The 12455-nt window shown below is 61.3% G+C and carries 11 protein-coding genes and 1 tRNA gene; 7 read left to right on the forward strand and 5 right to left on the reverse strand.

Features of this window, described 5'->3' with window-relative positions:
- A partial coding sequence (locus AC4FAH_RS09385) for a TonB-dependent receptor plug domain-containing protein (protein WP_490245944.1) occupies window positions 1-455 on the reverse strand: 455 nt, incomplete at its 3' end.
- 307 nt (window positions 456-762) lie between these two features.
- Entirely contained in the window at window positions 763-1467 is a 705-nt protein-coding gene (locus tag AC4FAH_RS09390; RefSeq protein WP_043333134.1) for a hypothetical protein, read from the reverse strand.
- A 251-nt stretch (window positions 1468-1718) separates the two neighbouring features.
- Here AC4FAH_RS09390 and AC4FAH_RS09395 point away from each other — a divergent pair.
- A tRNA-Ile gene (locus AC4FAH_RS09395) sits at window positions 1719-1795 on the forward strand.
- Window positions 1796-2056: 261 nt separating this feature from the next.
- Here AC4FAH_RS09395 and AC4FAH_RS09400 read toward each other — a convergent pair.
- Window positions 2057-2614, reverse strand: coding sequence for a PRC-barrel domain-containing protein (locus tag AC4FAH_RS09400; RefSeq protein ID WP_052384472.1), 558 nt, complete (start codon window positions 2612-2614; stop codon window positions 2057-2059).
- Between the two features lie 669 nt (window positions 2615-3283).
- Here AC4FAH_RS09400 and AC4FAH_RS09405 point away from each other — a divergent pair.
- The 3 genes from AC4FAH_RS09405 (at window position 3284) to AC4FAH_RS09415 (ending at window position 5118) form a co-directional block, all read left to right on the forward strand.
- Window positions 3284-3697 carry a hypothetical protein gene (locus AC4FAH_RS09405; protein ID WP_490245945.1) on the forward strand — a complete coding sequence of 138 codons (414 nt, stop codon included), beginning with the start codon at window positions 3284-3286 and terminating at the stop codon, window positions 3695-3697.
- Window positions 3698-4339: 642 nt separating this feature from the next.
- A complete protein-coding gene (locus AC4FAH_RS09410; protein ID WP_213113483.1) occupies window positions 4340-4654 on the forward strand; it encodes a hypothetical protein in 315 nt (104 codons plus the stop codon).
- 236 nt (window positions 4655-4890) lie between these two features.
- Window positions 4891-5118 (forward strand): hypothetical protein, encoded by a 228-nt coding sequence (locus AC4FAH_RS09415; RefSeq protein WP_054555349.1) that lies wholly within the window; start codon window positions 4891-4893, stop codon window positions 5116-5118.
- A gap of 146 nt (window positions 5119-5264) precedes the next feature.
- On the opposite strand, the gene AC4FAH_RS09420 is transcribed toward AC4FAH_RS09415, so the two are convergent.
- Entirely contained in the window at window positions 5265-6878 is a 1614-nt protein-coding gene (locus AC4FAH_RS09420) for a peptidoglycan DD-metalloendopeptidase family protein (protein ID WP_225347504.1), read from the reverse strand.
- A 509-nt stretch (window positions 6879-7387) separates the two neighbouring features.
- Here AC4FAH_RS09420 and AC4FAH_RS09425 point away from each other — a divergent pair.
- Window positions 7388-8293, forward strand: a complete 906-nt coding sequence (locus AC4FAH_RS09425; RefSeq protein WP_279835354.1) for a LysR family transcriptional regulator — start codon at window positions 7388-7390, stop codon at window positions 8291-8293.
- 156 nt (window positions 8294-8449) lie between these two features.
- A complete protein-coding gene (locus AC4FAH_RS09430) occupies window positions 8450-9460 on the forward strand; it encodes a glutathione S-transferase family protein (RefSeq protein WP_347421451.1) in 1011 nt (336 codons plus the stop codon).
- 71 nt (window positions 9461-9531) lie between these two features.
- On the opposite strand, the gene AC4FAH_RS09435 is transcribed toward AC4FAH_RS09430, so the two are convergent.
- Window positions 9532-10053 (reverse strand): YaiI/YqxD family protein, encoded by a 522-nt coding sequence (locus AC4FAH_RS09435; RefSeq protein ID WP_084589335.1) that lies wholly within the window; start codon window positions 10051-10053, stop codon window positions 9532-9534.
- 591 nt (window positions 10054-10644) lie between these two features.
- Here AC4FAH_RS09435 and AC4FAH_RS09440 point away from each other — a divergent pair.
- Complete coding sequence (locus tag AC4FAH_RS09440) at window positions 10645-12351, forward strand: DEAD/DEAH box helicase (RefSeq protein WP_043333127.1); 1707 nt, start codon at window positions 10645-10647, stop codon at window positions 12349-12351.
- Window positions 12352-12455: the final 104 nt, after the last annotated feature.

The following is a 12455-nucleotide window of genomic DNA, read 5'->3' on the forward strand; positions in this document are numbered from 1 at the left end:
CTGTCGAGGAAGTAGGGGTCGATGGTCATCGAGCTGTAGGAGCCCGAGTCACCCATCAACTTCAGGCCGTCCAGGAAGGTATTGCTGACACTGCCATCGGAAAAGCCACGCAGCACGATGTAATCATATCGATTCGAGGCCCCTAACTGATTGGTATAAGCTCCGGGTGTGTAGTCCGCTGCGCGCTGCACTGTCTTGGAGCCACGCTTGTCCATATCTTCACGGGTGATGGTAGAGACGGACTGGGGGGTCTCGAGATAGCTGGTATCGGTCTTGGTAGCCGCTGTGGTGGTCACCGTCATGGTGTCGAGGGTCTCGTCCTGAGACTCACGGTGGTCGGCCGCCATGGCCTGACCGGCGAAGGGCAGGCCAAGGCCAATCGCCAGTGCCAGAGGGTGCCTGGGCAGGGTCATCAGCAGGGAGCGAGTGGCTTTATGTGCGGCGGAGTCTTTCATGAGCGCGGTGTTCCATCCGGAATGATTTATATAGGAATGATTCTTGTTCGTCGTTCTCTCCTGTGGGTAGACGTTCAGATGACCGCTTTCTGAACCATGAATGAGAATTATTTTTATCATTCTCTTATGTCGTGGTGTCATGAGGGCTGACCATCGCCGTCATGCGCGCTCTCGCTGGCTGGCGCAGGCCGTCATCCTCGGCTGCTACCGGCACAAAAAAACCGCCCCGTGGGGCGGTTCTGATGACTCGATGAACGTGCTCGCGACGGGATCGCGCTTGCCTGGCGGCGTCGCGCTGTGCTGGAGGTTACTGGTCGACCATCTCGCCCTGCAGCGTGACGGGAATGTCGCCTACCAGCTTGCCGTAGCCCAGCAGGTTGAGCAGGGTGCTGCCGACCTGATTCCTGGCGACTTCTGCACTGTCCAGTGAAATGGGGTCGGCGTTGATGAAGGTCAGGTGGGTGGCATCCTGACGGGTGACCTCCAGCGGCAGGGTCTCGCGGTGGGTGCGGTTGCCATCGGTGGCCGAGAAGGGCACCTGCATGCGCGTCGTCTGACCGGGTTCCAGCGCCGCGATGGCCAGCGGGTCAAGATTCAGGGTCAGCGTGGCCAAGCGCATCTGGCTGACGCCGGACAGCCACGGCGGCAGCTCGCCGACCTTGTCGAGCAGATCGGTCTGGCCGACGCTCAAGGGAATGCTCATCTTGCCGTCATCTCCCACGGTGCCGCTCAGGCCATTGAGGTGATGCACGTGCTCCACATTGCCCTGGCTGCCCTGCGCGGTCAGCGTCGCGGTGGCGCCGCTGCTGTCGGGCACCAGCTGCCAGGCGGCCTGTGTCGGCAGGCTGACACCGATACCACTCATGGCGAAGGCCAGTGCCGCGGCCTTGATCGGGGCACCGAAGCGGCTTTTGGCGGCTGTGGCGGTGAGGCGGCTGGCGGGTTTGCCGGTCGAGCGACGCGCAAGCGTGCGACTCAGGGCGCGGGTCCAGCGAGAGAAAGGCAATGACATGTCATGACTCCTGATGGCCAGGGGCTTGATCGGGCGAGGCCCGCCATGAGCGCCTGGAAAAGATTCGATGCTGCAGATGGGACATTGGACAGGCGGCGGCTCCAAGGGTTCGCGACACTCGTCGCAGCCGCAGGCTGACGGGGATGATCAACGCACATCTCGCGTCGCAGCTGGGAGGGGGGAATCGCTATGTTGTTGAGTTTTCGGGCTTTCCCGAGGCTCATGCTTTCGCTATCATATGCGCGCTGCATGGGCCCATAGCTCAGTTGGTTAGAGCACTCGACTCATAATCGATTGGTCGCAGGTTCAAGTCCTGCTGGGCCCACCATGCATGCCTTCCAGTGGGGTTCATTCAGCTGATGCTCAAAAGCTTCAGTGCCCCCACAAGTCGCCAATGGCGGCTTTTTTTGTGCCTGCCATTCCGGCCTTTCTTGCTGTTCTTTCTTTCCCTTCTTTCCCCCACCAGTGCATCAATGGCGTGATTTCTCGTGGTCCTGAACCACGAACGCCCCATGCCATGGGGCATGAGGCGTTTTTCTCTGCATTGGCGCGGATCATCCGGTTCGGGTGATCTCTTGCAGGGTCGCTATCACTGAGTCTCTTCTTCCATTTCCTGCTCAGTGTCATTGGCGGCACCGCTGATGGCGTTGCCGGCGGTGGTCAGCGCATTGGCGGTCGCCTGACGAGTGTCCTGCCAGGCGCTGGCAGCGGTGTTCTTGGTTTCATCCCAGGCCGCTGCGGCGCTCTTGCGCGTGTCCTGCCACCAGTCGGTGGTGTAGTTCGGCTGCTGCTCGAACTCGCTCACATCCATGTCGAGGTGGATGCGATATTCCAGTGCATCCAGATCATCACCCTGTTCGGTCTCGAGGGTGAACTTGCCCGTTTCCACGACGTACTGGTTCTCGTCCAGCCCCATGGAGTCATCGCTTTCGACGACCAGAGCGGCGACCTGCATGTTGTCGTCGAGCAGGATGTCCTCGACTTCACCGATCACGTTGTTGTCATCGTTCTGCAGGTAGACATCGGCATCCATCAGCTCATCTGCGGAGTAGAGCCCCTGCGGACTGGCCATGGCCATGCTGGTAGTGGACAGCAGCGTGGTCGCGGTGATCGCACCCAGAATCTGTTTGCGGTTCATATTGCTCATGCCGTACTCCTTGCGTGTTGAATCGGTACTTCTGGTCCGGTCCCTCAAGCGCTTCCTTCTCGCTCGTGGCGCAAATGATTCGCCAGAACCATGACCCTACCCACTGAGATCCTGACGAGACCGACAAGTTTCAAGGGGGTGAAAGAAAAACTTGTACGAGAATTCCTCTGTCTGTCACATGCAAGGTGTAAAGGGGCAATGTCGTCGTGCCAGAAGAGTGAGCTTTCTGGTGCTTCGTACCTGTCGCGAACAAGGCCGCCCGCAAGCGCTCTGTCAGCAGGGCCCTGACGAAGGGTTCGAGTAGAGGGGCGAGCAGAGAGATGAGGTGCTGAAGGATCGCTTGGATGCCAAGGCCCGCGCCCTTCAAGGCAAGAAGTCGAGACAAGGCACGTGGATATGCCGCAATCAGTGCGCGTTCAAGGCTTTTTCTGCTCGCTGATTGGCTGCCTGACGAGTGTGACAAGATGTTTTTGCACGTCAAAAGAGGCTTTTTTGTAGCGAAGTGTTACACGGCTCTGGCGGGGCGCTCTCGTGCCACAGCGGGCGCATGGGGAGAGGTAAACGCTTGATCAGCGCACACGAAAACGCCTGCCAATGCGTCTACATTAGCTATACAGATACGTTCTGATACGCGTTAAAACTTGTACAAGGTTTTGGAAGTGTCTAACTTTGCAACTGTCGAAGCACGGCGGGGCAGGCAGGAGATCACCTGATACAACATTGATGGAGCCGCAGAGCCGCTTTTTCAATCCCTTGTCAGGTTGCCGCAAGTTTTCACATCGTCATGCCGCCCGCTCCACCGGTTTCGAGCACAAGGTTTTCATCATGGATCCAATGGAGGGCATCGAGATGAACACAGTACGCAAGGTTCCCATGGAGTGTTCACGCTGTGGCAGCAACCGGGTTCACCTCGAAGATTCCCCGGCAGATGATGACATCGTCAGTTGTGCAGAATGTGATGAGTTTCTGGGTGTCTGGTTCATGTTGCGTGATCGCCTTGAAGTCAGTGCCCGCAAGCGAGCTGCGATAGACCCGGCCCTGATGGCGCTGAAGGTGGTCCAGCAGCTGGACGCCTCGGCCTGAAGCAAGCGCCTGTAAGGTCCAGTGTTCGCCAGTGCGTGTGAGGGCGCACAAGAATTTTTACCTCAGTGCCAGTCGGATTCGCTGTTTCGCCCTGGTCGCGGCTTGTTGCCCAAGGCAACGAAACTGAATATCTGGCACTGCAGGTGGAGTCGAGATTTCCGTGATACCGCTGACGACTGTTCAGCGTCCTGGTCGACCTGCGGCGAGCCGCGTTGCTTCCGCGATAGGTCCTGTTCTGCCTGAGAGTGTTTTCCCGGCCTTTGGTCGGGATTTTTTTGGCTTCAAGCCCATGAATACCCGTCTGACGCCCGTCTGAAGAACGGTGCGGCGGATACCCCCTGATCTGGTATGCGTTTGATCTGCGTCATTCGCGAGGTGTTATCAGACTGTAAGATAGTGCTGTCAGACTCTTGCCGGTCGCGCTGCCATGAAGTGTGTTCCGCGCTCTGCGCGATACCTTCCGCAGCCGTGAGCGCAGAGACTGACCAGCGATAAAATTGTGGCATCTAACCGAAAGTGCAATGGAGTCTGTCGCTATCTGTCTCCATCATGCGCACGCAAACCGAGCCACGTCTTGATGTTTTCTGTACTGAGAATCTGGTCATGACATCGTCATCTTTTGCGTCGAAAAGGAGTTCGCGCATGTTTACCCCATCAGTCCCGACCCGTAATGGCCCTCAGTGTCCCGAATGCAACGAAGCGCTGGATTGGCCTGCCCGTGATCTGCCGGATGATCACATCCTCAAGTGCCCGAACGGCCATGCGTTGTGTTCGATGGGCGATTTTCGCCTGGCGGCACGTGAGATGGCGCTGCAGGAAGAGTTCCGCCTGACGCGTGATGGCGCCAGGTCACACGGCCAGCACCGTGTGCCGGAGCGCCCCGTCGCGCGCATGCCCAACACCGCAAGCCATGGCACCAGCCATGAGTCGCTTGCCGGCAGCATCAGCGCCGCGTGACATCTGTCTGTTCGCGTCTGCCCCTCAAGCCCCGGCCATCGTGCCGGGGCTTTGCGTCTGAGCGCAGTGCCGGGCAGTGCCTGGGTGAGGTATCTCGGTAAGGTAGCTCGAGCCGAATGACGAGCGACTCCCCGCCAGCGGGGTTGCATGCCGTGTGAGTGGCCCCATGTCTTGGGGAGACGCCAATCGACCAGCTTCAAGGCGAGCGGCCTAGACACCGAACAGGAGAATGCTTCATGTCAGATCTTTCCGAGGAACTGCGTATTCCCAAGCCGTGCCCGGACTGTGGCAGCCAGCGAGTCCGCGTCTCGCAGGTCCACAATCCCGACGACAAGGTGTTCTGTGCATCCTGCGGTACCTACGTCTGTCTGTATGCCGATGTGGCCAAGATGCGAGAGGAGGGCGCGAGCAGCGAAGCGGAAGAGCTGCTGGAGCAGGCGTCCAACAAGGGCATGAAGAAGTGACCTGATCTCTGGCCGAGACACCGATAAAAGAAAAGGCCCCCCACCGTGAGGTGAGGGGCCTTTTCTTTTATCGGGCACATGTCATGTCAGGCGTATTTCATGTCAGGCGCAGGCCCTATGCTTGCGGGCCCGCGCCTGGGTTCGCGTTAGCTCTCGTCACCCTGGCTTGGGGTGGAGGCCTTGGCGATGGCGCCAGTGTTGTCGGCGGCTTCCAGCTTGGCCAGCATGTTCTCTGACTGACGCTTGAAGTTGGCGAGCGCCTTGCCGGACAGAGACTTGTTGTTCGGCAGTTGAACGCGCATGGCATCGACCTGGCGGTTGTTGACCATCACCTCATAGTGCAGGTGCGGGCCGGTGGAGCGGCCGGTGTTGCCTGACAGGGCGATCTTCTCACCCATGGTCACGCGCTCGCCTTTCTTGACCAGCGGGCGTGACAGGTGCAGATAACGGGTCTTGTAGCCGTTGTCCATGCGCAGCACCAGATAGCGACCGGCCAGCGGGTGATTGCCGACCAGCTCGACGACGCCATCTGCGGTGGAAAGCACCGGCGTGCCGATACGCACCGCGAAGTCAGTGCCCTTGTGCGGGCTGATGCGTCCGGTCACCGGATGGCGACGGCTGAGATTGAACGGCGAGCTGATGCGCGCCTTGTGCGCCAGCGGATAGCGATTGAAAGCCGGGTCGAGGCCCTTGCCATCAGGGGTGTAGTAGCGGCCATCGCTGCTGTTGCGCACCACGGTCAGTGACTTGCGAGAACCTTCATAGCGTGCGGCGAGGATGCGGGAATCCATGCTGGTGCCGTCGATCATGTCGGACTCGACCAGCACCTGGAACCTGTCACCCTTGCGCGTATCGCGACGGAAATCGATCTTCTTGCCCAGCACCTGGGTCAGCTGGCTGACTTCCGCGACGCCCAGGCCAGTGGCTTCCGCTGACAGGGAGAAGCTGCCACTGACCGTACCGGCGAACATGCGCTGAGTGGCCTGAGTTGCCTTCTCGATCTTGGCGACATTGAAGCTTTCACCGCCGGCCTCACGCTTGACCATGAAGCCGCGACGCGCATCCTTCATGATGCGCAACGCCAGCAGGTTGCCGTCTTCATCCAGCTTGTAATCGAAGCTGTCGCCGATGCGCCAATGGGTCAGCACGCGCTTGTCAGGCAGCGCCTTGAGGATGCGCGTGGTCTCGCTGTAGCCAAGGCCCAGCGAGCGCTCCGCCATCACGGCGAAGGTATCGCCGGCCTGCACGGTATAGGTCTGCCACTCGGGCACATAGACTTCCTCGGCCGCCAGCTCGGTCTGCAGTGTCGGGCTTTCGCCGAGCTCGACCGGGTCGACGGAGAGGTCGTCATAGGAGGTGCCGCCGGCCTGTTCGTCGGTCGCGGTGCCGATGACGGCTTCTGCGGTCTTCACTGCCGCCGGCGCCAGTGCCACGATCGGGCCTGCCGTCTGGCTGTCGGGATGATAGTTGGCATCCGTCAGCAGCGTCGGCATGTCGAAATCGATGGCGACGATCTCGCTGGGCGTCAGCGCTGCCAGCGGAATGTCACCGGAGGTCGAGCTGGTCGCCGTCTGATTGGCGAGCTGCGCCGGGCTCAGGGGAGACTGAGTGTCATCGGCGGCAGCAATCGCCAGCGGCAGCTTGGCCGGGGTGCTGGAATTTGCACTGGCCAGGTCGATGGCGATGGACTGTGAGGCCGTAGAGACATCAGGAGCATCGAATGTTTCGAGAAGCTTGTGAGCACCCAGCACGGTAACCATGGTGGCAACAGGTAAAAGAAGATACTTGTGCGCGCGAGGGAGCGAATGAAGGATTCGCAGCATATGTGACCGATAAAGTTATGTGAAATGAAAAGATGGCAACAATGAGGCATTCGAACCTTAACCAAGGTTCCCATCGTTCGATAGGCTGGACGCATGTCCAGTATGAGTAATTCAACCCTGTTTAGATCATTGACGGCGCAATTGGCGGTACCGGCAACATGAGGTCTGGCGAAAATAGCGCCATTTTTGCTTAGGAAACGCTGTTCAGGCAGTAAATCCTGCTTGGTGTTAAATTTTGTAAAGTTACGCAAAATAGCGTATTTGGCCTCCTGCATTTCAGAGGATGCCGTCCTGATGTCCGAGGATTGCGACCAGATGTCGGGAGTCTGACAGCACAGAATGCTCTTTTGCTCCCGTCGGGTTGCAGTATCAGGTGTCTGGTTTTTTGCGTCTGGCATGTCAGGATTGCCCCGTGCATTCCCGTACGTTCTGCAAGAGGAATCCCGATGTCGTCACGCGTGACACTGGCTCAGTGGCAGATGCTGGCCGCCGTGGTGGACCACGGCAGCTTCGCGCGCGCGGCGGCCGCGATCCACAAGAGCCCCTCGACCCTGAATCACGCCGTGCATCGCCTCGAGGCCTTGCTGGGCGTGCAGGTGCTGGAGCCGGTCGGGCGCAATGTCCGGCTGACCGAGGCGGGTGAATTGCTGCTGCGCCGGGCGCGTCAGCTGATCGAGAATGCGCGGGCACTCGAGGATGTGGCCGATGCGTTGTCGGCGGGCATGGAGAGCGAGATCGCCATCGCGGTGGATCAGCTGTTTCCGCCGGATGTGCTGGCACGGGCGCTGGAAGCCTTCTCGACGGCCTACCCTCAGGTGCGTGTCCAGCTGCACGAGACGACGCTGACCGGCGGGCGCGAGCTGTTCGAGGAGAAGGAAGCGGACCTGTTGATCAGCGGCCTGATGCTGGATGGCCATCTCGGCACCCCGTTGCTGCGTGAAACCTTCATCGCCGTGGCGGCGCCGGGGCACCCGCTGCATGCTCTCGGACGGCCGCTGGATCTGCGTGATCTCGTGCAGCATCGCCAGCTGGTGGTGCGCGACAGCAGCCGTTCCAGCGGCATGGATGCCGGCTGGCTCAAGGCCGAGGCGCGCTGGACGGTGAGCCACCTGGCCACGTCAGTCGATCTTGCCGAACGCGGACTGGGCTTCGCCTGGTTGCCCCGCACCCGCATGAGCGAGGCTCTGGCCCGGGGGCGGCTGCTGCCACTGCCGCTGGCCAATGGCGGCGAGCGCGAAGTGTCGCTGATGCTCTATCTGCCGGACGATGATCGCGCGGGCCCTGCCGTCCGGGCGATGAAGGCGCAGCTGCACGCTGCCGTCGAGCAGGACGCAAGCGAGCGGCGCTCCTGAAAGCGTATAGGGTCTGAAAAGCATGAGGGCTTGAGAAGAGCGCGCGACGTGATCGTTCGAGAAACTCGATCGTTGCCACGCAGTGAATTCGCTTGCGCTGTCGCGCTCGACTCTTAGGCTGGGGGCATCCCCTCAGCCATATAAGGAGCGTGCAAGATGGGCTTACTGGTCGACGGCAAGTGGCAGGATCGCTGGTATGACACCGACAGCACCGGCGGTGAATTCAAGCGCGAGAGCGCGCGGCTCAGGGATTGGGTCGTGGCGCCCGATGCCCCGCTCGAAGGGCCGCAGGGACAAGCGGCCGTGCTCGCCAGCGCAGACCGCTTCCATCTCTACGTCTCTCTGGCCTGCCCGTGGGCGCACCGCGCGCTGATCATGCGCTCTCTCAAGGGGCTCAAGCCGCTGGTCGGCATGTCCTACACCAGCCCCTTGATGCTCGAACATGGCTGGAGCTATCTCGAGGAAGAAGGCTCCAGCGGTGACCCGATCAATGGCGTGCGCTATCACCACCAGCTCTACACCCTGACCGACCCGCACTATACCGGCCGTGTCACCGTACCGGCGCTCTGGGACAAGCAGACCGGTCGCATCGTCAACAACGAGTCGGCGGAACTGGTGCGCATCTTCAATGACGCCTTCGATTCGCTGACCGGCAATGATCTGGATTTCTATCCCGAAGATCTGCGCGGCGAGATCGATGCCATCAATGCCGAGGTCTATGACAAGGTCAACAATGGCGTCTACAAGACCGGCTTCGCCACGCGGCAAGAGGTCTACGAGCGTCACTTCACGGCGCTGTTCGAGTGCCTGGATTCACTGGAGCGCCGACTGGCCGACTCGCGCTATCTCACCGGTGAATGGCTGACCGAAGCCGACATCCGCCTGTTCACCACCCTGATCCGCTTCGATGTCGTCTACTTCGGGCACTTCAAGTGCAATCAGCGCCGTATCGCCGACTATCCCAATCTCTCGCACTATCTGCGCGAGCTGTATCAGTGGCCTGGCATCGCCGAGACCTGCGATCTTGCGCATATCAAGACCCACTATTACGCCAGTCAGCAGACCATCAATCCCACCGCTATCGTGCCGGTCGGCCCGAGCCTGGCGCTCGACGCGTCCCACGACCGCGAGCGTCTGCCGGGCCAGGGCATTCGTCGTCACGCCTGAGGTATTGAAGTGTGAGCTGATCGCGCCTGAGTTGATGGCGCCCGAGTTGATGCCGAGCAGCGGCGGTTGGGTCAGGCGCGCGGTGTCGGGCGTCTGATCTTGGCCAGCCAGCGGTCCAGTGCATTGCCGAAGTCGCGTTGCTCGCGCTGGCCATAGGCGGAGGGGCCGCCGGTGTGCTCGCCGCTGGAGCGCATGCTCTCCATGAAGTCGCGCATCTGCACCTTGGCGCGAATGTTGTTGCTGTCCAGCGCTTCGCCGCGGGTCGTCATTACCAGCGCGCCTTTCTCGATTGCCTCCAGCGCCAGCGGCAGGTCGGAGGTGATCACCATGTCACCGGGGTGGGCGCGCTCGACGATCAACTGATCGGCAGCATCGGCCCCTTGTGGGACCGACAGCGCCTTGACGTGCATCGAGCGCGGCAGCGGCACCTGATGATTGGCGACGAACCAGGTGGGGGTCGCGGTGCGTTCCGCCGCGCGCACCAGGATGTCACGCGCGGCGCGCGGACAGGCATCGGCGTCGACCCACAGCGTGGTGACATGCTCGGCGGGATGTTGTGGGGAGGGGGCGTCATGGTCTTGCGCGTCAGTCATGCAGGCTCCTGTCAGGTGGCTGTTCAGCGAGTCGTGATGGCGGGGCGCATGCCTGCCCGAGGGCGGGCGGCCTGCGACCAAGGTCAAAAGAAAGGATGCAGAATGCGTGAGAGGCTGCTAGAATGCCAGCTCCTCGCATGTAGTGACCCACCATCCTGAGTAGCCGAGCCCGACGTGATCGCCGTTTCTTGTGGCCATCAGCCGGTATTTCGCGCCTCCCGGACCGCGTGGCGTAGCTTGCCCCAGCCATCCGTGACCCCTCGATTCGATCGATGTCCGGCCGCCGCGATGCAAGACCCGTCCCTGTCCACAGTGTGCATGATGGAGCGCCCCGAGACTCTGAGTAGAAGAGCCTCTGGTTGCTGTACGGTCGCCGCAGCGTTGTGCCTGAAAGTGGAATTGCGTCCACCTTCAGAGCAACCCGGGCCCGTCCATGCCAAGACGTCCAGCACTCGTACGTTTTTTCTGATGATGCCAGCGCCTCGTGCCTGACTGCATCGCCAGACGGAGCCCTTACGCTTCGTGTCGGTTCAACCCGACCCATTCTTCAGCTGCAAGCCTTACTTGTAGCCATTTAGGTGTGAGATATACATGACCACGACTTCCGTCGTCGATCGCTTCAGCGATCTTGCCCTGCTGCCTGCCGTCCTGACCTCTCTCGAGAAGCTGGGCTACGAAACTCCGTCCCCGATCCAGGCTCAGACCATCCCGAGTCTGCTCGAAGGCCGTGACATGATCGGCCAGGCACAGACGGGTACCGGCAAGACCGCTGCCTTTGCACTCCCGCTGTTGACCCGTCTGGACCTCGACCGCCGTGAACCGCAGGTTCTCGTGCTGGCCCCGACCCGTGAGCTGGCCCAACAGGTCGCCGTCAACTTCACACGTTACGGTCAGTTCATGCGTGGCCTGGAAGTGGCCACTCTCTGCGGTGGTCAGGACTACCGCGAGCAGATGCGTAGCCTCAAGAGCGGCGCGCAGATCGTCGTCGGCACCCCGGGTCGTGTCATCGACCACCTGGACCGCAAGAGCCTGAACCTGAACGGCCTGAAAGCCCTCGTGCTGGATGAAGCCGATGAGATGCTGCGCATGGGCTTCATCGATGACGTCAAGCGCGTCGTCGCCGATACCCCGAAGGAAGCGCAGCGCGTCTTCTTCTCCGCAACTCTGCCGACCGAGATCGAGCGTATCGTCAACCGCTACCTGGTTGATCCGGTCAAGGTTGCCATCAAGTCCGAATCGCGTACCGCTTCCACCATCGAACAGATGATGGTGCGTGTCGAAGGCGGCGCCAAGCTGGAAGCGCTGTCCCGTCTGCTGGAAGTCGAGACCGTCGATGCGGCCATCGTCTTCGTGCGTACTCGTGCCGCCTGTACCACAGTCGTCGAACAGCTGATCGCTCGCGGTATCTCCGCGGCAGCGCTGTCCGGTGATCTGGACCAGTCCCTGCGCGAGCGCACCGTGACTCGCCTGAAGCGTGGCAAGGTCGACGTGCTGGTCGCGACCGACGTCGCCGCTCGTGGTCTGGACGTGGCGCGTATCACCCACGTCTTCAACTACGACCTGCCGGGTGACAGCGAATCCTTCGTCCACCGTACTGGCCGTACTGGCCGTGCCGGTCGTGAAGGCCGCGCCATCACCTTCGTCAGCGGTCGCGAAATGCGCAAGGTTCGCTGGATGGAGCAGGCCCTGGGCCAGCGCATCACCGAACGCCAGCTGCCGAGCGAAGAAGAGATCCGTGGCCACCGTGACGCCGCCTTCCGTGCTCGCGTCGTCGAAGCCCTGGGCAGCAGCTCCAACGGTCACCGCGCTCTGGTCCAGAGCCTGGTCGAAGAAGGTCACGATCCGGTCGAGCTGGCCGCTGTCTTCGTCAAGATGGCTCGCGCCGAAGAGACGCCGATCCAGTCTCTGCCGAAGCCGGGTGCGCGTCGCAACGAGCGTTCCGAGCGCGGTGAGCGCACCGAGCGTCCGGAACGCGGTGAGCGTCGCAACTCCGCGCCGGTCGCGCGTGAAGGCATGAAGCTCTATCGTGTGGCCGTCGGCCATCGTGACGGCGTCAAGCCGGGCCAGCTGGTTGGCGCTCTCGCCAACGAAGGCGGCATCGAAGGTTCACGCATCGGTCGCATCGACATCCGCAACACGCACAGTGTCGTGGAACTGCCGAGCGGTCTGCCGACCAGCATCGTGTCCAAGATGGCGCGTGCTCGCGTCGCTGGCCGTCCGCTGGAACTGGCAGAAGACGGTGCGGGCGCTCGTCCGCAGCGCCGTGAAGGTGGCAACGACGACCGTCGTCGCGCCTGATCAGGCCTGAGTCGGGCCGGCACTGATCGCAGTGCTGGCCACGGCTTCTGAAAAGACCGGTACCTCTCACGAGGTGCCGGTTTTTTTGTGCCTGGACGAAAGGC

The sequence above is a fragment of the Cobetia sp. genome (assembly GCF_983723665.1).